The sequence below is a fragment of the Enterobacter sp. CGMCC 5087 genome, assembly GCF_003144775.1.
Lineage (GTDB): Bacteria > Pseudomonadota > Gammaproteobacteria > Enterobacterales > Enterobacteriaceae > Enterobacter > Enterobacter cloacae_M.
Genome location: NZ_QFXN01000152.1, coordinates 32123 through 52043, shown reverse-complemented (window position 1 = coordinate 52043; position 19921 = coordinate 32123). Strand labels below are relative to the sequence as shown.

The window sequence follows — 19921 nt, the reverse complement described above, 5'->3', positions numbered from 1 at the left end:
GAAATTCCCCTCTCCGGGTGGAGAGGGGAGAATGCGTTATTTGAAGCGCATTGAGAGGTCGAGGGCGCGAACGTGTTTGGTCAGCGCGCCGACGGAGATGTAATCCACGCCGGTTTCGGCGAATTCACGGATCGTTTCGAAAGTGACGTTCCCGGACACTTCAAGCTGGGCCCGGCCGTTAGTCAGTTTTACCGCCTCGCGCATCTGCTCTGTTTCGAAGTTATCGAGCATGATGATATCGGCCCCGGCCTTAATCGCCTGCTCCAGCTCTTCCAGGCTTTCGACTTCTACCTCGACAGGCACATCCGGGTGCAGCCAGAAGGCTTTCTCCACCGCCTGACGCACGGAGCCAGAGGCAATAATGTGGTTCTCTTTAATCAGGAAGGCGTCGGATAAGCCCAGGCGATGGTTAGCGCCGCCGCCGCAGAGCACCGCATACTTCAGCGCGGTACGCAGGCCCGGCAGCGTTTTGCGCGTATCCAGCAGTTGGGTGCGAGTACCGGCCAGCAGGTCAACGTAGCGACGCACTTCACTGGCCACGCCAGAGAGCGTTTGTACAAAATTGAGCGCGGTACGTTCGCCGGTCAGCAAGACGCGGGAAGGACCGTCCAGTTCAAACAGCGGCTGGTTTGCCGTAATTGCATCGCCGTCTTCAACGTGCCAGATAATCTGCACATCATCACCCGCCAGCTGGGTAAAGACCTCTTCAACCCAACGCTTGCCGCAAAAAACGCCCTTTTCACGGGTAATAATGACCGCGTGCGAGCGCGTCTCTTTTGGCAACAATTGTGCGGTAATATCCTTATCAGCGTTAACGTCACCGCCCAGATCTTCTTTCAAAGCATGGGAGACGCTTGCCGGAATATCCATATTAATACGTTCCAGAAGCGCTTCACGTCGGTGGTCGGGGTTGTAGCGGCGAGGCGGCATGATAAAACTCCAAATTGGTAACGAATCATAATATTGAAACATGCTACTCTGAACCGAGTCATTGCACCATACAGAAGGAGTTCCAGCATGTTGTTAGAAAACGGATGGCTGGTGGATGCGCGGCACGTGCCCTCGCCGCACCACGATTGCCGCCCGGAGGATGAAAAGCCCACACTGCTGGTGGTTCATAATATTAGTCTCCCGCCGGGTGAATTTGGCGGCCCGTGGATCGATGCGTTATTCACGGGAACGATTGATCCCGATGCTCATCCCTTCTTTGCTGAAATTGCACATCTGCGCGTATCGGCTCACTGCCTGATTCGTCGCGATGGTGAAGTGGTTCAGTATGTTCCCTTTGATAAGCGCGCCTGGCATGCCGGCGTGTCGATTTATCACGGGCGCGAACGGTGCAACGATTTTTCTATCGGGATCGAACTGGAAGGCACGGATACTACGCCCTACACCGATTCACAGTATCAACGGCTAGCGGCAGTGACCCGCACGCTTATCGGACTCTACCCGGCTATCGCCGACAATATCACGGGACACAGTGATATAGCCCCGGAGAGAAAAACCGATCCCGGCCCGGCCTTTGACTGGCCCCGGTTTCGCGCCATGCTCACCGAGTCGTCAGAATAAGGAGATACCATGACGTTGTTTACCATGCTGCTGGTTATCATCGCTGAACGCCTGTTCAAGCTCGGCGAGCACTGGCATCTGGATCACCGGCTGGAGGTGTTATTCCGCCGTATCAAACATTATTCCATGCTGCGCACGCTGCTGATGATGGCAGGGGTGATGGTCATTACGTTCCTGCTCCTGCGCTCGCTGTACGGACTCTTTTTCAACGTGCCGCTGCTGGTGGTGTGGATCCTGCTTGGCGTGCTGTGCATTGGCGCAGGCAAGGTGCGTTTACACTATCACGCATACCTGAAAGCCGCCTCCCGTGACGATGCCCATGCGCGCGGTGCCATGGCGAGCGAGCTGACGATGATCCACGGCGTGCCGCCGGACTGCGACGAGCGCGAATTCCTGCGCGAGCTGCAAAACGCGCTGCTGTGGATTAACTTCCGTTACTATCTTGCGCCGCTGTTCTGGTTTGTAGTGGGGGGCCCGCTGGGGCCGGTGCTGCTGATGGGATATGCGTTCCTGCGCGCCTGGCAGACCTGGCTTGCCCGTTATCTGACGCCGCACGAACGCCTGCAGTCCGGTATTGACGCCATCCTGCACGTGATCGACTGGCTCCCGGTGCGTCTGGTCGGCGTGGTGTACGCGTTAATTGGTCACGGTGAAAAAGCGCTGCCCGCATGGTTCGCTTCTCTTGCCGATCGCCATACGTCGCAGTACCAGGTGCTAACGCGTCTGGCGCAGTTCTCGCTGGCGCGTGAGCCGCATACTGACAAGATTGAAACGCCGAAGGCCGCTGTCTCCATGGCGAAGAAAACGTCGTTTGTGGTGGTGGTGATCGTGGCGCTGCTGACGATTTACGGCACGCTGGTGTAGGCCAGCGCGCCGCAAAGGCTAAAGCGTATCCGCGGGCGGGATGCCGAAATCAGGCATCCCGCTTTCATTCCAGCGGACAAGCTTCAGTCGAGTATGACGGTTCGGATCGTACAGCGGGTCGCCCTCTATTTCGGTGTAATTACGCGCGTGATACACCAGCACATCTTCCCCTTCCGGCGTTTGCGTAAAGCTGTTGTGTCCCGGGCCGAACTGGCGATTTTCGTAGCTGGTAACGAACACTGGACGCGGGGATTTGTGCCAGTTTGCCGGGTTTTGCGGATCGGCATTCAGGTCTATCCACAGTAGCCCCATACAGTAGTTCTCGTCGGTCGCGCTGGCGGAGTAGCTGATAAACAGCTTATCGCCGTGAACCAGCACCGCCGGGCCTTCGTTGACCCAAAAACCGCGACGCTCCCAGTCATACTCCGGCTTGCTGAGCATCACCGGCTCACCTTTCAGCGTCCACGGGTTCTCCATTTCACAGAGATAAAGATTGGAGTTTCCGGTGATATCCGGCGCTTTTTGCGCCCACAGATACCAGCGTTTCCCCTTATGAACAAAGGTGGTGGCGTCCAGGGCGAAGGTATCGAACTGCGTTTTGATCTGTCCTTTTTCCACCCACGCGCCGGTGAGTGGATCGCCGTCAGCACATTCAATGGCGAACATGCGGTGCTGGAACATTCCGAGCGCGTCGAGCGCCTGGGTGTGCGTCGCAGCAAAATAGATGTACCACTTCCCGTCGATGTGGTGCAGTTCCGGCGCCCAGATCAGCTGGCTCATCGGGCCGGTCTCGGGTTTGCGCCAGACCACCACTTCTTCGGCATTACGTAAGCCTTCCAGCGACGCTGCGCGGCGGATCGCCAGCCTGTCGTACTCAGGCACGGAGGCGATAAAATAGTACTGCCCCTCGTGGCGTAAAATGTACGGGTCGGCACGTTGTTCGATAAACGGATTTGGCCACTGATGCATTTGGCTCTCCTTATTTTGTCTCTGCGGCTTTCAGTTCCTGATAGTCGCTCAGTTCACGGTAATTGGTACGACGTTTTTCCAGGTCTTCCTGAATGCGCTTCATCGTTTCACGGTCCACTTTCAGCAGGCGTACCACGCCAGCGGTAATGAGATACCCGATGCCAGGAATGACGGTAAAGAGCAGCACGATCCCGTTAATGGCGTCCGCGCTTTGCGCTTTTGCGCCCGCGTCGTAACCGTACCAGGAGAGCAGGAAGCCGACCATCGCCCCGGCAATCGCCAGCCCCAGCTTCAGGAAGAAGATGTTGCCGGAGAAGCTGATCCCGGTGATGCGTTTTCCGGTCTTCCACTCGCCGTAGTCGTCCACGTCGGCCATCAGCGACCAGTGCAGCGGAGACGGGATCTGGTGCAGGATGTTCAGCAGGAAGTAGAGCACCACGATGGTGACGGTGGCTTTCGGGTCGAAGAAATAGAAGGCGGTTGAGAAAATCGCCAGCACGATATTGGTCCAGAAGAAGACCTTCAGCTTACACCAGCGGTCGGTCAGCACTTTTGCCAGCATGCTGCCGAGCATCATACCGACCACGCCCAGGCTGATAAACAGCGTGGCGAAATGGGTGCTCTGGCCCATCACCCAGGTGACGTAATACATGGTGGCCGCCATGCGGATAAAGCCCGGGCAGACGTTGCACAGGGTCAGGAGCAGAATGCGTACCCACTGGTCGTTCTTCCACACGTCTTTGAGATCGTTTTTCAGCTCGTCGTTGGTCTGTACCGCCGGACGCACGCGCTCGCGCACGGTGGCGAAGCAGAACAGGAACATGCAGGTGCCAATCAGCGCCAGGACGGTCATCGCCATCTGGTAGCCTTTGGCTTTGTTATCCCCGCCAAACCAGTCGGCCATCGGCAGCAGCGTTAATGAGAGCAGCAGCGTGGCGATGCCCACCAGCACGAAGCGATACGACTGGCAGGCCACGCGCTCTTTTGGATCGTTGGTGATCACCCCGCCCAGCGAGCAGTAGGGAATGTTGATGGCCGTATAGGTCAAAGAGAGCAGGAAGTAGGTGACAAACGCATAGATAACTTTGCTGTTATAGCTCCACTCCGGCGTGGTGAACATCAGAATGCTGAACAGCGCGTAGGGGAAGGCGATCCACAGCAGCCATGGACGAAACCGGCCATATTTACTGCGGGTACGGTCAGCAATCGCCCCCATGATCGGGTCCGTTACGGCGTCAATCACGCGTACGGAAAGCAGCAGCACGCCGACCAGCGCAGGGGCGAGGCCAAAAATATCCGTATAAAAATAGTTAACAAACAGCATGATGGCGCCGAAGATGATATTGCATCCCGCGTCGCCCATCCCATAGCCGATCTTTTCTTTTACTGACAGTGTGTTGTTATCCATCGACAGCTCTCCGGTTTACGGTATGGAGAGAATTATTTGCTGGCAAAGGAATATATGCGTTGCAGTATCAGGGCGGTGATATGGATAAATGCTCTGTGGGCATGAAAGTGTGAGGGAGGTAACAACGCGCGGCACCCGCAAAAGCAGGCGCCGCGAAGAGAGGCTTAGTGTGCCTTCATGGCATTACGGCTTTTCTGACTGAACAGATAGCCCACGCCCAGGATCGCAATCCAGACCGGGATCAGGTAGACGGAAATCGCCATACCCGGGGTGATCAGCATAATCACCAGCACGGCTGCCATAAACAGCAGGCAGATCCAGTTACCCAGCGGATAGAGCAGGGCAGGGAAGCGCGTGGTGACGCCCTGCTGCTGCTTGGCGCGGCGGAACTTCATGTGCGCCAGGCTGATCATGGCCCAGTTGATGACCAGGGCAGAGACCACCAGCGCCATCAGCAGGCCAAACGCCGATTCCGGAGCCATGTAGTTAATGAGCACGCACAGCGCGGTCACAACCGCCGAAACCAGAATTGTGTTTACCGGCACGCCGCGCTTATCGACGTTGAGCAGCGCTTTTGGCGCGTTGCCCTGCTGGGCCAGGCCGAACAGCATGCGGCTGTTGCAGTATACGCAGCTGTTGTAAACCGAGAGCGCTGCGGTCAGCACCACGATGTTCAGGGCGTTAGCGACAAAGGTGTCGCCCAGCTCGTGGAAGATCAGCACAAACGGGCTGGTGTCGGCGGTCACGCGCGTCCACGGCAGCAGGGAGAGCAGCACGGCCAGCGAGCCCACGTAGAAGATCAGAATACGGTAGATAACCTGGTTAGTGGCTTTTGGAATGCTTTGCTCCGGGTTGTCGGCTTCAGCGGCGGTGATGCCCACGAGTTCCAGACCGCCGAAGGAGAACATAATGATGGCCATCATCATTACCAGACCGGTCATACCGTGAGGCAGGAATCCGCCCTGTTCCCAGAGGTTGCGCACGGTTGCCTGCGGGCCGCCGTTGCCGCTGAACAGCAGCCAGCCGCCGAAGATAATCATCGCCACTACGGCAATGACCTTGATGATGGCAAACCAGAACTCCATTTCACCGAACACTTTTACGTTGGTCAGGTTAATGGCGTTAATAATGACGAAGAAAGCGGCTGCGGAAGCCCAGGTTGGGATCTCGGGATACCAGAACTGAATGTATTTCCCAACGGCGGTAAGCTCGGCCATGGCAACCAGAACGTACAGGACCCAGTAGTTCCAGCCCGAGGCGAAACCGGCAAAGCTGCCCCAGTATTTATAGGCAAAGTGGCTGAAGGAGCCTGCGACCGGCTCTTCAACGACCATTTCACCCAGCTGGCGCATAATCAGAAAAGCAATGAAACCCGCAATCGCGTAACCCAAAATAATGCCGGGACCGGCTGACTGGATAACGGATGCGCTGCCCAGAAACAGGCCGGTACCAATCGCACCGCCCAGTGCGATGAGCTGTATATGGCGGTTTTTAAGCCCGCGCTTTAGCTGATCGCCGTGCTGTTGAGCTTCCATTTGAAACCTCGTGTGTGGTTGTTATGTTCACGCTGTGCGTGTGTAATTATGAAAATCCATATTCTGTATTTATTTCTTTACGGTTAACGAGACCGAAAAAAGCGGAGATGGCTTCCGTAAGCGCCAGAATAGTGATAAGTGCCTGCGAATGCACCTGCTTTATGAAGGGGTGATGACGACTTGAATAAAAAGAAAGCATTTGTAAATCGGCCCGCTCGTTGTTCCTCACCCAACCTATAGAATAGAAATGCGCCTTAAGTGGGCGAATTTTCATTATTTGCCTTGTTGAATCGCTTCAGATTGCAAAAACCCTCGTTTCATTATGGTTAAAACTCCCTCTTTGGGAGTAATCAACTCATTTGTGCAAAGTTACATTTCTGAAACGTTATTTCTGTAAGGTTGTTAAAATGTGCAGGGTTTACTGATTTCAATCAAAACCAATATGGACAGAAGGTGAATACTTTGTTACTTTAGCGATACGAAATAGAAATTGGTAAGACCAATTGACTCCGGGCAAAAAGGCGTAAGACAGGGAATATGGCCTACAGCAAAATTCGCCAACCAAAACTATCTGATGTGATTGAGCAGCAGCTGGAGTTTTTAATCCTCGAAGGGACTCTGCGCCCGGGTGAGAAACTTCCGCCAGAACGCGAGCTGGCAAAACAGTTCGACGTTTCACGTCCCTCTCTGCGTGAGGCGATTCAACGTCTCGAAGCAAAGGGCTTGCTGCTTCGTCGCCAGGGCGGCGGAACCTTTGTGCAAAACAGCCTGTGGCAGAGCTTCAGCGATCCGCTGGTAGAACTTCTCTCTGACCACCCAGAATCCCAGTTTGACCTGCTTGAGACCCGTCACGCGCTTGAAGGTATTGCGGCCTATTACGCCGCCCTTCGCAGCACTGATGAAGATCGCGTGCGTATCCGCGAACTGCATCAGGCCATTGAACGGGCACAGCAGTCCGGCGATTTAGACGCCGAGTCCAGCGCCGTCGTCCAGTATCAAATTGCCGTCACCGAAGCGGCCCACAACGTGGTGCTCCTCCATCTGCTACGCTGCATGGAGCCCATGCTGGCCCAGAACGTTCGTCAGAATTTTGAATTGTTGTATGCCCGTCGGGACATGCTCCCACTGGTAAGCAACCATCGCACCCGAGTATTCGAGGCGATAATGGCCGGGGAACCGGAGCAGGCGCGCGAAGCGTCGCACCGACATCTGGCTTTCATTGAGGAAATCTTGCTGGACCGCAGCCGTGAACAATCGCGTCGCGAACGTTCATTACGCCGCATACAGCAACGAAAGGATTAAGCGCCAGGTACTTTTAGAGCGCGGCAACTAAACGCAGAACCTGTCTTATTGTGTTTTCTGGCGAAAATACAATGGGACAGGTTCCAGACAAATCAACGTATTAGATAGATAAGGAATACCCCCATGTCAGAACGTCTCCAAAATGACGTGGATCCGATCGAAACTCGCGACTGGCTACAGGCGATCGAATCGGTCATCCGTGAAGAAGGTGTTGAGCGCGCTCAGTATCTGATTGATCAGCTGCTTTCTGAAGCCCGCAAAGGTGGCGTGAAGGTTGCTTCAGGTGCAGGGGCTAGCAACTACGTAAACACGATTGCCGTCGAAGACGAACCGGAATACCCGGGCAATCTGGATCTGGAACGTCGTATCCGTTCTGCAATCCGCTGGAACGCCATCATGACCGTTCTGCGCGCATCCAAGAAAGACCTGGAACTGGGTGGCCACATGGCGTCCTTCCAGTCTTCTGCGACCGTTTACGAAGTGTGCTTCAACCACTTCTTCCGTGCAGCGAACGAGAAAGACGGCGGCGATCTGGTGTACTTCCAGGGCCACATCTCTCCGGGCATCTATGCACGTGCATTCCTGGAAGGTCGTCTGACTGAAGAGCAGATGAACAACTTCCGTCAGGAAGTACACGGTAAAGGTCTGTCTTCTTACCCGCACCCTAAACTGATGCCTGAATTCTGGCAGTTCCCGACCGTATCTATGGGTCTGGGCCCAATCGGTGCGATCTATCAGGCTAAATTCCTGAAATACCTGGAACACCGTGGTCTGAAAGACACCTCTGAGCAGACCGTTTACGCCTTCCTGGGCGACGGCGAAATGGATGAGCCAGAATCCAAAGGTGCGATCACCATCGCTACCCGTGAGAAGCTGGACAACCTGTGCTTCATCATCAACTGTAACCTGCAGCGTCTGGATGGTCCGGTAACCGGTAACGGCAAGATCATCAACGAACTGGAAGGCATCTTCGCTGGTGCTGGCTGGAACGTGATCAAAGTCATGTGGGGCGGTCGTTGGGATGAGCTGCTGCGTAAAGACACCAGCGGTAAACTGATCCAGCTGATGAACGAAACCGTTGACGGTGACTACCAGACCTTCAAATCCAAAGACGGTGCCTACGTTCGTGAGCACTTCTTCGGCAAATATCCTGAAACCGCAGCACTGGTTGCAGACTGGACTGATGAGCAGATCTGGGCTCTGAACCGCGGTGGTCATGATCCGAAGAAAGTCTACGCTGCACTGAAAAAAGCGCGTGAAACCAAAGGTAAAGCGACTGTAATCCTGGCCCATACCATCAAAGGTTACGGCATGGGTGATACCGCAGAAGGTAAAAACATCGCTCACCAGGTTAAGAAAATGAACATGGACGGCGTGCGTTATATCCGCGACCGTTTCAACGTTCCAGTGACCGATGAGCAGGTAGAAAACCTGTCTTACATCACCTTCCCGGAAGGGTCTGAAGAGCACAAGTACCTGCACGAACGTCGTCAGGCGCTGAAAGGCTACCTGCCAGCTCGTCAGCCTAACTTCACCGAGAAGCTGGAACTGCCAGCGCTGGAAGACTTCTCTCAGCTGCTGGAAGAGCAGAACAAAGAGATCTCCACCACTATCGCTTTCGTTCGTGCCCTGAACGTGATGCTGAAGAACAAGTCGATCAAAGATCGTCTGGTTCCAATCATCGCCGACGAAGCGCGTACTTTCGGTATGGAAGGTCTGTTCCGTCAGATCGGTATCTACAGCCCGAACGGCCAGCAGTACACTCCGCAGGACCGTGAGCAGGTTGCATACTACAAAGAAGACGAAAAAGGTCAGATCCTGCAGGAAGGTATCAACGAGCTGGGCGCAGGCGCATCCTGGCTGGCTGCTGCGACCTCTTACAGCACCAACAACCTGCCGATGATCCCGTTCTACATCTACTACTCCATGTTCGGGTTCCAGCGTATCGGTGACCTGTGCTGGCAGGCAGGCGACCAGCAGGCTCGCGGCTTCCTGGTAGGCGGTACCTCCGGTCGTACGACCCTGAACGGTGAAGGTCTGCAGCACGAAGATGGCCACAGCCACATTCAGTCTCTGACTATCCCTAACTGTATCTCTTACGACCCGTCTTACGCGTACGAAGTGGCAGTCATCATGCATGACGGTCTGCAGCGCATGTACGGTGAAGCGCAAGAGAACATTTACTACTACATCACCACCCTGAACGAAAACTACCACATGCCGGCAATGCCAGCAGGTGCCGAGGAAGGTATCCGTAAAGGTATCTACAAACTCGAAACCATCGAAGGTAGCAAAGGTAAAGTTCAGCTGCTGGGCTCCGGCTCTATCCTGCGTCACGTACGTGAAGCAGCGCAGATCCTGGCGAAAGACTACGGCGTGGGTTCCGACGTGTACTCTGTGACCTCCTTCACTGAACTGGCGCGTGATGGCCAGGATTGTGAGCGCTGGAACATGCTGCACCCACTGGAAACTCCACGCGTTCCGTACATCGCTCAGGTGATGAACGACGCGCCAGCGGTGGCGTCTACTGACTATATGAAACTGTTCGCAGAGCAGGTTCGTACTTACGTTCCAGCTGATGATTATCGCGTACTGGGTACTGACGGCTTCGGTCGTTCTGACAGCCGCGAAAACCTGCGTCACCACTTCGAAGTTGATGCTTCTTACGTGGTTGTAGCAGCACTGGGCGAACTGGCTAAACGTGGCGAAATCGATAAGAAAGTGGTTGCGGACGCAATCACCAAATTCAACATCGATGCAGAAAAAGTTAACCCGCGTCTGGCGTAAGAGGTAAAAGAATAATGGCTATCGAAATCAATGTACCGGACATCGGGGCTGATGAAGTTGAAATCACCGAGATCCTGGTCAAAGTAGGCGACAAAGTTGAAGCTGAACAGTCGCTGATCACCGTAGAAGGCGACAAAGCCTCTATGGAAGTCCCGTCTCCTCAGGCTGGCATCGTTAAAGAGATCAAAGTCTCTGTTGGCGATAAAACCGAGACCGGTAAACTGATCATGATTTTCGATTCCGCCGACGGTGCAGCAACTGCTGCACCTGCGCAGGAAGAGAAGAAAGAAGCTGCTCCGGCCGCCGCTGCTCCAGCAGCTGCCGCAGCAGCAAAAGAAGTGAACGTGCCTGACATCGGCGGTGACGAAGTTGAAGTCACTGAAATCCTGGTGAAAGTGGGCGACACCGTTGCGGCTGAGCAGTCACTGATCACCGTAGAAGGCGACAAAGCCTCTATGGAAGTGCCGGCTCCGTTTGCGGGTACCGTTAAAGAGATCAAGATCAACACCGGTGACAAAGTGTCTACCGGGTCGCTTATCATGATCTTCGAAGTGGCGGGTGCTGCGCCTGCGCAGGCCGCTGCTCCGGCTCCGGCTGCTGCACCAGCAGCTGCTGGCGGTGCGAAAGACGTTAATGTACCGGACATCGGCGGTGACGAAGTTGAAGTGACCGAAGTGATGGTGAAAGTGGGCGACAAAGTTGCCGCTGAACAGTCACTGATCACCGTCGAAGGCGACAAAGCTTCTATGGAAGTGCCGGCGCCGTTCGCGGGTACCGTTAAAGAGATCAAGATCAGCACCGGCGACAAAGTGTCTACCGGCTCTCTGATCATGGTCTTCGAAGTGGAAGGCGCTGCGCCTGCCGCAGCTCCGGCTGCCACGGCTGCTCCAGCCCCTGCTGCTGCACCGGCGCAGGCTGCTAAACCAGCCGCTGCCCCTGCTGCTAAAGCAGAAAAATCTGAGTTCGCTGAAAACGACGCTTACGTCCACGCTACCCCGCTGATTCGTCGCCTGGCGCGCGAGTTCGGTGTGAACCTGGCGAAAGTGAAAGGAACCGGCCGTAAGGGTCGTATCCTGCGCGAAGACGTTCAGACCTACGTGAAAGACGCGGTGAAACGCGCCGAAGCTGCACCTGCTGCAGCCGCTGGCGGCGGTATCCCGGGCATGCTGCCATGGCCGAAAGTGGACTTCAGCAAGTTCGGCGAAATCGAAGAAGTGGAGCTGGGCCGCATCCAGAAAATCTCTGGTGCTAACCTGAGCCGTAACTGGGTGATGATCCCGCACGTTACGCACTTCGACAAAACCGATATCACCGATCTGGAAGCGTTCCGTAAACAGCAGAACGCTGAAGCTGAGAAGCGCAAACTGGACGTGAAATTCACCCCAGTAGTCTTCATCATGAAAGCCGTTGCTGCTGCCCTTGAGCAGATGCCACGCTTCAACAGCTCCCTGTCCGAAGACGGCCAGAAGCTGACGCTGAAGAAATACATCAACATCGGTGTTGCGGTTGATACGCCAAATGGTCTGGTTGTTCCGGTCTTCAAAGACGTGAACAAGAAGAGCATCACTGAGCTGTCCCGTGAACTGACCGTGATCTCCAAGAAAGCGCGTGATGGTAAGCTTACTGCCGGCGAAATGCAGGGCGGTTGCTTCACTATCTCCAGCATCGGCGGCCTGGGTACCACCCACTTTGCACCGATCGTGAACGCGCCGGAAGTGGCTATCCTCGGTGTGTCCAAGTCCGCGATGGAGCCGGTGTGGAACGGCAAAGAGTTCGTGCCGCGTCTGATGATGCCAATCTCTCTGTCCTTCGACCACCGCGTGATCGACGGTGCTGATGGTGCGCGCTTCATCACCATCATCAACAACATGCTGAGCGACATTCGCCGCCTGGTGATGTAATCGAAAAGCCGGCCAGTCGGCCGGCTTTTTTCTGATAATCTCATGGTGTTTGTGAGGTTATTGGCGAAAGCGACAATTCGTGAGCCGTTTGTTGTTTCAAAATTGTTAACAATTTTGTAAACTGCGGGCGGATAGAACGACCCGGTGGACGACGGGTATAAATTAAGAGGTCATGATGAGCACAGAAATCAAAACTCAGGTCGTAGTACTTGGGGCAGGCCCGGCAGGTTACTCCGCAGCATTCCGTGCAGCGGATTTAGGTCTGGAAACCGTCATCGTAGAACGTTACAGCACCCTCGGCGGTGTTTGTCTGAACGTCGGCTGTATCCCTTCTAAAGCGCTGCTGCACGTGGCGAAAGTTATCGAAGAAGCCAAAGCGCTGGCTGAACACGGCATCGTCTTCGGCGAGCCGAAAACCGATATCGACAAAATTCGTACCTGGAAAGAGAAAGTTATCACTCAGCTGACCGGCGGTCTGGCGGGTATGGCCAAAGGCCGTAAAGTGAAAGTGGTAAACGGTCTGGGTAAATTCACCGGTGCGAACACCCTGGAAGTGGAAGGCGAAAACGGCAAAACCGTGATCAACTTCGACAACGCGATCATCGCGGCAGGCTCTCGCCCAATCGAACTGCCATTCATTCCGCATGAAGATCCACGCGTGTGGGATTCCACCGATGCGCTGGAGCTGAAAACCGTTCCTAAGCGTCTGCTGGTCATGGGCGGCGGTATCATCGGTCTGGAAATGGGTACCGTGTACCATGCGCTGGGTTCAGAGATCGACGTGGTTGAAATGTTCGACCAGGTTATCCCGGCTGCCGACAAAGACATCGTTAAAGTCTTCACCAAACGCATCAGCAAGAAATTCAACCTGATGCTGGAAACCAAAGTGACTGCCGTTGAAGCGAAAGAAGACGGTATTTACGTTTCCATGGAAGGCAAAAAAGCCCCATCCGAACCGCAGCGTTACGACGCCGTGCTGGTGGCTATCGGCCGTGTGCCGAACGGTAAAAACCTCGACGCGGGCAAAGCTGGCGTGGAAGTGGACGACCGTGGCTTTATCCGCGTTGACAAGCAGCTGCGCACTAACGTGCCGCACATCTTTGCTATCGGCGATATCGTCGGTCAGCCAATGCTGGCACACAAAGGTGTTCACGAAGGTCACGTTGCCGCTGAAGTTATCGCCGGCATGAAGCACTACTTCGATCCGAAAGTCATTCCATCTATCGCGTACACCGAGCCAGAAGTTGCATGGGTCGGTCTGACTGAGAAAGAAGCGAAAGAGAAAGGCATCAGCTACGAAACCGCCACCTTCCCGTGGGCTGCTTCTGGCCGTGCTATCGCTTCCGACTGCGCTGACGGTATGACCAAACTGATCTTCGACAAAGAGACTCACCGCGTCATCGGTGGTGCGATTGTCGGTACCAACGGCGGCGAGCTGCTGGGTGAAATCGGTCTGGCTATCGAAATGGGCTGTGACGCTGAAGACATCGCGCTGACCATCCACGCTCACCCGACTCTGCACGAGTCCGTGGGCCTGGCGGCAGAAGTGTTTGAAGGCAGCATCACCGACCTGCCAAACGCGAAAGCGAAGAAGAAATAAGTTTCTTCAGATGAAAAAAAGCGGCCAATGGCCGCTTTTTTTATGCGCTGCGTTTAGGGTGCCACAGGCTGCCAGTTTTTATCAGGGCTATAGGCGGCTAGCGCCCGGGCTTTCTGCTCTGAATCGCTGCCGAGATCGGACTGGTACACCTTGTCGTCCTGGTTTATCACAAAGCTCATTACGCCCGTCTGACCATAGCTGACCGGCCAGGCAACCATCGCGAAACCGTGATTATCCGGCAGGATGCGGAAGCGATAGCCGTGATAGCCGGTGCCCGGCTCTTTCGGGCTAAATGCCGGACCGAGCGGGCTGGGCGCTTCGCCGGGCGAGGCTGGCCAGTACAAACCGTCTTTTTTGCCTTTCGAGCTGACAATCTTCTGCGCGTATTTCTGGTTCATCGCAAAATAGCTTTGCTGCGCATCAACATAGGCATGCAAGGCTTCAATGGCGGCGAGCTCGTTACGCCCGATTTCACGGGTCAGGATCTCTTCAGCCCCTTCTTTGATGTCGAACTGCCAGCCTGCAGAGGTTTTGATCACCGGGATGGGAAGCTGCCAGCCGTTGTCTCCGACAACCAGATGCGCCTTATCTCCTTCGACAACCGTGGTATGACGGACGTTCCAGTCGCGCAGGAAGCGATCGACAGCATCCGGATCAACGCCCTCAGGGGGCAGAAAATCGCGCCAGTTCTCTCCAAGCAGGTCGGTCATCGCGCTCTCGTTTTGCTCACTGATGGCTTTGGTCAGCGCATCGGTTGCCTGAGCGGGTGTGCTAAAAGACTGCTGCGCCATCACCGGGGCCGAAAGCATAAATAACACCATTCCGCTGAGTAGTTTACGTTTCATGTCGGTTCCCTTAGCGATGTCGAATTTCACGGCGTTCAGCACGTCCACCAGACGCCTGACGTGGCTGCTGCTGGCGCGCAGCGAGCTGTCTGCTTTGCGCACCGCGCTGCTGCTGCGCCTGCCAGTTTGCGGAGCGGCTGTCGTTACCGCTCAGCGCATTGGCCCGGGGTTGGCTGCTTCGCTGCTGGAGAGAGCGTTGCTGCGCGGGCTGCGAAGCCCGCTTCTCTTGTCTCTGGGCGGTGGTCTGGCGGTTTTCTCGCTGCTGCGCGGTGCTACGCTTCGCCGTCTGCGGTTTGGTGTCGTAGCCGCGGTAGTTATTACGCTGCGAAATCTGCTTCAGCTGTTCGCCTGAGGCCTGACGCTGCACGTCTTTCGTTCCGGTGCGCGCCGTTTGGGGGAAGGTTTTGCCCGTGGATTTCTCCATCTGGCTCAGCGCGGCCTGACGCTGGCTATCGCGATTAACCGGTTTTTGCTGCGTTGAGCTGAGCCCTGTCGCCGCGTTGGTGGCGTGGAAGCGAGTGTTGAGCTGGTTAGTCGGGTAGGGCACGCCTTCCCGATAGGCCGGGTTATGCTGCCAGGTGCGGTTGGCGTCCGTCAGGCGCTGTCCGCTGATTTTATTGAAGTTCTCAACGTTGATATTGATATTGTTATCACCGTTGCGGTTATAGCCGCCGTGATTATCCCAGTCGCCATGGTGATGATCCCAGTCATCGTCATCATCCCAGTCGATGCTGCTGAAGATGGCATAGGTTGTGGCGACGCCCAGGCTGAAGCCTAAACCGTTTACGAAGCTGTTGCCAAACTGCTCCCCGGGTGAAGGCGGGAGATAGGTGGGCGGATAGGCGGCGTTTGGCCAGGTCCCGTAAACCGTATTGGGGTTATAGGTGGGGACGTAAACAACCTGCGGGTCGGCAGATTCAATTTTGATTACCGTTGGGGCGGGCGCGGACGTCGTGGTTGTCGTTGCCTCAGCGGTGCTGGTTTTCGCTGGCGCCGGTTTTGTCACGGTGGTGACCGTCTGCTGGGGCGTGGATTGTAAAGCGCCGGCCTTCTGCGCCAGCGCGCGCAGGCGCTGAACGGAATCCATCACGTCCTTCGGCTGCGCGAGAAACGCATCACCCAGATTTTGCACCCACGTCGGGTTTTCACCCATCAGGGACATAAGCTGAGGAAACGCGACCAGCGATTTTACGCTGGGATCCCAGGGCTGGCTGGCAACGGCCTGAATCGCCGCGTCCCCTTCCATTTTAGGGTTGTCTTTGGACCACTGAGCGGCCTGGATCACGTTGGCCGGATAGGTCGACGCCATTAAAATTTGCGACAGCAGGGCATCGGGGTAGAGCGCAACAGGGGCGACCCACTGATCGATTTGCGCGGCAGTATAGGCTGGCGCGACAGCAGGGGCGGGCTGGGCTGCTGCAGGCGCTGGTGCAGCCGGTTGTTGTGTGACGGCGGCTGGCGCAGCGGGCTCCGTGGCGCGGCCTTTGACAAACATGACGCCCGAGGCGGCAAACAGCCCGGCACTGCACACAAGGACGAGCAGATGTGGCTTAAAGGGCAACTTCATAAAATGACTCCAACGAGACAAGCGCTGTGCCGTGAGGCGTTACGGTTGGCGTGAGTATTATTCGCCCGTCTTTTACTGTTTTGACTTTTATTGGGAAGCGTCCGGGACGTCCGGATAAAGAGTGTGAGTATTTATTACACAATTATATCTGATGAAGAAAAAACTGAAGCGTCACGGTGCAGAAGATACCGCAAAAAAGATGCCCTGAATCCCCGCTACACCATGCTTAACGATTCAGCAAATTTTTTAATGTTGCTTTTTTGTAAACGGATTAACACTGTGCAGAAATCCTGCTATGCTGCCCGACGCGGTATCGGGCATTTACCCTACAAACTGCTGTCTCACAGGAGCGTGAAGAGAACGCCCGCCGCATATGACAATGAGAGCGAGGAGAACCGTCGTGCTAGAAGAATACCGTAAGCACGTAGCAGAACGTGCCGCCGAGGGAATTGTACCCAAACCTTTAGATGCAACCCAAATGGCCGCGCTCGTCGAGCTGCTGAAGAACCCGCCTAAGGGCGAAGAAGAATTCCTGTTAGATCTGCTGATCAACCGCGTACCGCCTGGCGTAGATGAAGCTGCCTACGTAAAAGCCGGATTCCTTGCTGCTATCGCCAAAGGCGAAGCCACCTCCCCACTGGTTACTCCTGAAAAAGCCATTGAACTGCTCGGCACCATGCAGGGTGGTTACAACATTCACCCGCTGATTGACGCGCTGGATAACAACAAGCTGGCACCGATTGCCGCTAAAGCGCTCTCTTCCACGCTGCTGATGTTCGATAACTTCTACGATGTGGAAGAAAAAGCCAAAGCGGGCAACGTCTATGCGAAGCAGGTGATGCAGTCCTGGGCTGATGCCGAATGGTTCCTGAACCGCCCAGCGCTGGCTGAAAAAATCACCGTTACCGTCTTTAAAGTGACCGGTGAAACCAACACCGATGACCTCTCTCCGGCACCGGACGCGTGGTCTCGCCCGGATATCCCTCTGCACGCCCTGGCGATGCTGAAAAACGCCCGTGAAGGTATTGAGCCGGATCAGCCGGGCAGCGTCGGACCGATCAAACAGATCGAAGCCCTGCAGAAAAAAGGGTTCCCGCTGGCCTATGTGGGTGACGTTGTGGGTACCGGTTCTTCCCGTAAGTCCGCAACCAACTCCGTGCTGTGGTTCATGGGCGACGACATTCCGCATGTGCCAAACAAGCGCGGCGGCGGCCTGTGCCTCGGCGGCAAAATTGCGCCAATCTTCTTCAACACCATGGAAGATGCGGGCGCACTGCCGATCGAAGTGGATGTTTCTAACCTGAACATGGGCGACGTAATTGACGTTTACCCGTACAAAGGCGAAGTGCGTAACCACGAAACCAACGAGCTGCTGGCAAGCTTCGAGCTGAAAACCGACGTGCTGATCGACGAAGTGCGCGCCGGTGGCCGTATCCCGCTGATCATTGGTCGTGGCCTGACTACCAAAGCGCGCGAAGCGCTGGGTCTGCCGCACTCTGACGTTTTCCGTCAGGCGAAAGACGTTGCTGAAAGCAACCGCGGTTATTCTCTGGCACAGAAAATGGTGGGCCGCGCGTGCGGCGTCGCCGGTATTCGTCCTGGCGCGTACTGCGAGCCTAAGATGACCTCCGTGGGCTCTCAGGACACCACCGGTCCAATGACCCGTGACGAACTGAAAGACCTGGCGTGCCTGGGCTTCTCTTCTGACCTGGTGATGCAGTCCTTCTGCCATACGGCGGCCTATCCGAAGCCGGTTGACGTGACCACGCACCACACGCTGCCAGACTTCATCATGAACCGCGGCGGCGTTTCCCTGCGTCCGGGTGACGGCGTCATCCACTCCTGGCTGAACCGCATGCTGCTGCCGGATACCGTCGGTACCGGCGGTGACTCCCATACCCGTTTCCCAATAGGTATCTCCTTCCCGGCGGGCTCCGGTCTGGTGGCGTTTGCTGCTGCGACGGGCGTGATGCCGCTGGATATGCCGGAATCGGTGCTGGTGCGCTTCAAAGGTAAAATGCAGCCGGGTATCACCCTGCGCGACCTGGTTCACGCGATCCCGCTGTATGCGATTAAACAGGGCCTGCTGACCGTTGAGAAGAAAGGGAAGAAAAACATCTTCTCTGGCCGCATTCTGGAAATTGAAGGTCTGCCGGATCTGAAAGTGGAGCAGGCGTTCGAGCTGACCGATGCTTCCGCCGAGCGTTCTGCGGCGGGCTGTACCATCAAGCTGAACAAAGAGCCGATTATTGAGTATCTGAACTCTAACATCGTGCTGCTGAAGTGGATGATTGCAGAAGGCTACGGCGATCGTCGTACGCTGGAGCGTCGTATCCAGGGCATGGAAAAATGGCTGGCCGATCCGCAGCTGCTGGAAGCCGATGCTGACGCAGAGTACGCGGCGGTGATCGACATCGATCTGGCGGATATCAAAGAGCCAATCCTGTGTGCACCGAACGATCCTGACGACGCGCGTCCGCTGTCTGAGGTTCAGGGCGAGAAGATCGACGAAGTGTTCATCGGATCCTGTATGACCAACATCGGTCACTTCCGTGCTGCCGGTAAACTGCTGGATACCCACAAAGGCCAGCTGCCAACCCGTCTGTGGGTGGCGCCGCCAACCCGTATGGACGCGGCTCAGCTGACCGAAGAGGGCTACTACAGCGTGTTTGGTAAGAGCGGTGCGCGTATCGAAATCCCTGGCTGTTCCCTGTGCATGGGCAACCAGGCGCGCGTAGCCGACGGTGCGACGGTGGTTTCCACCTCTACCCGTAACTTCCCGAACCGTTTAGGTACCGGTGCGAACGTCTTCCTGGCCTCTGCGGAGCTGGCGGCGGTTGCGGCGCTGATTGGCAAACTGCCAACGCCGGAAGAGTACCAGACCTTTGTGGCTCAGGTGGATAAGACCGCGGTGGATACCTATCGCTATCTGAACTTCGACCAGCTTTCTCAGTACACCGAGAAGGCCGACGGGGTTATCTTCCAGACGGCGGTATAAACAGCAAAACCGTCTCTACGAGACGGTTTTTAGTGTTTGCACCCTCTCCCGTGGGAGAGGGACGGGGTGAGGGTATCAGGCCGCAGGGTCTTGCTCTCACCTTTTTTATTTTCATTCCTCCCACCTCTCCCGCTTTTTTTCTTCCTCGCTGCTGCGATAATTACCGTAATGGCTTTGCAGAGGAAAACACTATGGATTACGAATTTCTGCGCGACATCACCGGAGTGGTGAAAGTGCGTATGTCGATGGGCCACGAAGCCGTTGGACACTGGTTTAACGAAGAGGTGAAAGAAAATCTCGCACTTCTTGATGAAGTTGAACAGGCGGCAAATACGGTGAAAGGCAGTGAACGATCCTGGCAGCGCGCCGGGCATGAATATACGCTGTGGATGGACGGTGAAGAGGTCATGGTGCGTGCCAACCAGCTCGAGTTTTCAGGTGACGAGATGGAAGAGGGGATGAGCTACTACGACGAAGAGAGCCTGTCGATGTGCGGCGTAGAGGATTTCCTTCAGGTGGTAAATGCCTACCGCGACTTTATGAAACAGAAATAAAAGACCGGAGCATCCATGCTCC

General features: G+C 55.6%; 15 protein-coding genes. 8 read left to right on the top strand and 7 right to left on the bottom strand.

Annotated features, from left to right (window positions below; translation table 11 throughout):
* Positions 1-36: 36 nt before the first annotated feature.
* Positions 37-930: a carboxylating nicotinate-nucleotide diphosphorylase gene (gene nadC, locus DEO48_RS14510; RefSeq protein ID WP_109845563.1), complete on the bottom strand. Its 894-nt coding sequence runs from the start codon at positions 928-930 to the stop codon at positions 37-39.
* Positions 931-1017: 87 nt separating this feature from the next.
* On the opposite strand from nadC, the gene ampD reads away from it, so the two are divergent.
* Positions 1018-1569: a 1,6-anhydro-N-acetylmuramyl-L-alanine amidase AmpD gene (ampD, locus tag DEO48_RS14505; RefSeq protein WP_109845562.1), complete on the top strand. Its 552-nt coding sequence runs from the start codon at positions 1018-1020 to the stop codon at positions 1567-1569.
* Positions 1570-1578: 9 nt separating this feature from the next.
* Positions 1579-2433, top strand: coding sequence for a beta-lactamase regulator AmpE (gene ampE / locus DEO48_RS14500; protein ID WP_109845561.1), 855 nt, complete (start codon positions 1579-1581; stop codon positions 2431-2433).
* An 18-nt stretch (positions 2434-2451) separates the two neighbouring features.
* Here the strand turns inward: ampE and DEO48_RS14495 are convergent, their stop codons facing one another.
* From DEO48_RS14495 to DEO48_RS14480, 4 genes are all read right to left on the bottom strand, one after another.
* On the bottom strand, positions 2452-3402 hold the full coding sequence (locus tag DEO48_RS14495) for a family 43 glycosylhydrolase (RefSeq protein WP_109845560.1): 951 nt from the start codon (positions 3400-3402) through the stop codon (positions 2452-2454).
* Positions 3403-3412: 10 nt separating this feature from the next.
* Positions 3413-4810 carry a glycoside-pentoside-hexuronide (GPH):cation symporter gene (locus DEO48_RS14490; protein ID WP_109845559.1) on the bottom strand — a complete coding sequence of 466 codons (1398 nt, stop codon included), beginning with the start codon at positions 4808-4810 and terminating at the stop codon, positions 3413-3415.
* Positions 4811-4974: 164 nt separating this feature from the next.
* Positions 4975-6345: an aromatic amino acid transporter AroP gene (aroP, locus tag DEO48_RS14485; protein WP_045355157.1), complete on the bottom strand. Its 1371-nt coding sequence runs from the start codon at positions 6343-6345 to the stop codon at positions 4975-4977.
* Between the two features lie 46 nt (positions 6346-6391).
* On the bottom strand, positions 6392-6619 hold the full coding sequence (locus DEO48_RS14480) for a hypothetical protein (RefSeq protein ID WP_023310417.1): 228 nt from the start codon (positions 6617-6619) through the stop codon (positions 6392-6394).
* A 263-nt stretch (positions 6620-6882) separates the two neighbouring features.
* Here DEO48_RS14480 and pdhR point away from each other — a divergent pair, with 263 nt between their 5' ends.
* From pdhR to lpdA, 4 genes are all read left to right on the top strand, one after another.
* Entirely contained in the window at positions 6883-7647 is a 765-nt protein-coding gene (pdhR, locus tag DEO48_RS14475; protein ID WP_008501960.1) for a pyruvate dehydrogenase complex transcriptional repressor PdhR, read from the top strand.
* A gap of 123 nt (positions 7648-7770) precedes the next feature.
* Positions 7771-10434 carry a pyruvate dehydrogenase (acetyl-transferring), homodimeric type gene (gene aceE / locus DEO48_RS14470; protein WP_023310418.1) on the top strand — a complete coding sequence of 888 codons (2664 nt, stop codon included), beginning with the start codon at positions 7771-7773 and terminating at the stop codon, positions 10432-10434.
* A gap of 14 nt (positions 10435-10448) precedes the next feature.
* Complete coding sequence (gene aceF / locus DEO48_RS14465) at positions 10449-12335, top strand: pyruvate dehydrogenase complex dihydrolipoyllysine-residue acetyltransferase (RefSeq protein ID WP_109845558.1); 1887 nt, start codon at positions 10449-10451, stop codon at positions 12333-12335.
* A 175-nt stretch (positions 12336-12510) separates the two neighbouring features.
* Positions 12511-13935, top strand: coding sequence for a dihydrolipoyl dehydrogenase (gene lpdA / locus DEO48_RS14460; protein WP_003856313.1), 1425 nt, complete (start codon positions 12511-12513; stop codon positions 13933-13935).
* 53 nt (positions 13936-13988) lie between these two features.
* Here the strand turns inward: lpdA and DEO48_RS14455 are convergent, their stop codons facing one another.
* Positions 13989-14780 (bottom strand): DUF2950 family protein, encoded by a 792-nt coding sequence (locus tag DEO48_RS14455; RefSeq protein ID WP_109845581.1) that lies wholly within the window; start codon positions 14778-14780, stop codon positions 13989-13991.
* A 10-nt stretch (positions 14781-14790) separates the two neighbouring features.
* Entirely contained in the window at positions 14791-16347 is a 1557-nt protein-coding gene (locus DEO48_RS14450) for a DUF3300 domain-containing protein (protein WP_109845557.1), read from the bottom strand.
* 400 nt (positions 16348-16747) lie between these two features.
* Between DEO48_RS14450 and acnB the strand changes: the two genes are divergently transcribed.
* Both acnB and yacL read left to right on the top strand, forming a co-directional pair.
* Entirely contained in the window at positions 16748-19345 is a 2598-nt protein-coding gene (acnB, locus tag DEO48_RS14440; RefSeq protein WP_109845556.1) for a bifunctional aconitate hydratase 2/2-methylisocitrate dehydratase, read from the top strand.
* Between the two features lie 191 nt (positions 19346-19536).
* Positions 19537-19899, top strand: a complete 363-nt coding sequence (gene yacL / locus DEO48_RS14435; RefSeq protein ID WP_023310423.1) for a protein YacL — start codon at positions 19537-19539, stop codon at positions 19897-19899.
* The last annotated feature ends 22 nt before the right edge of the window (positions 19900-19921 follow it).

Bases quoted from the DNA above. Each gene is read 5' to 3' on its own strand.
- ampE (WP_109845561.1), top strand. From the start codon at position 1,579: ATGACGTTGTTTACCATGCTGCTGGTTATCATCGCTGAACGCCTGTTC.
- DEO48_RS14495 (WP_109845560.1), bottom strand. From the start codon at position 3,402: ATGCATCAGTGGCCAAATCCGTTTATCGAACAACGTGCCGACCCGTAC.
- DEO48_RS14490 (WP_109845559.1), bottom strand. From the start codon at position 4,810: ATGGATAACAACACACTGTCAGTAAAAGAAAAGATCGGCTATGGGATG.
- DEO48_RS14480 (WP_023310417.1), bottom strand. From the start codon at position 6,619: ATGAAAATTCGCCCACTTAAGGCGCATTTCTATTCTATAGGTTGGGTG.
- yacL (WP_023310423.1), top strand. From the start codon at position 19,537: ATGGATTACGAATTTCTGCGCGACATCACCGGAGTGGTGAAAGTGCGT.
- nadC (WP_109845563.1), bottom strand. From the start codon at position 930: ATGCCGCCTCGCCGCTACAACCCCGACCACCGACGTGAAGCGCTTCTG.
- aceE (WP_023310418.1), top strand. From the start codon at position 7,771: ATGTCAGAACGTCTCCAAAATGACGTGGATCCGATCGAAACTCGCGAC.
- pdhR (WP_008501960.1), top strand. From the start codon at position 6,883: ATGGCCTACAGCAAAATTCGCCAACCAAAACTATCTGATGTGATTGAG.
- ampD (WP_109845562.1), top strand. From the start codon at position 1,018: ATGTTGTTAGAAAACGGATGGCTGGTGGATGCGCGGCACGTGCCCTCG.
- aceF (WP_109845558.1), top strand. From the start codon at position 10,449: ATGGCTATCGAAATCAATGTACCGGACATCGGGGCTGATGAAGTTGAA.
- lpdA (WP_003856313.1), top strand. From the start codon at position 12,511: ATGAGCACAGAAATCAAAACTCAGGTCGTAGTACTTGGGGCAGGCCCG.
- aroP (WP_045355157.1), bottom strand. From the start codon at position 6,345: ATGGAAGCTCAACAGCACGGCGATCAGCTAAAGCGCGGGCTTAAAAAC.
- DEO48_RS14450 (WP_109845557.1), bottom strand. From the start codon at position 16,347: ATGAAGTTGCCCTTTAAGCCACATCTGCTCGTCCTTGTGTGCAGTGCC.
- DEO48_RS14455 (WP_109845581.1), bottom strand. From the start codon at position 14,780: ATGAAACGTAAACTACTCAGCGGAATGGTGTTATTTATGCTTTCGGCC.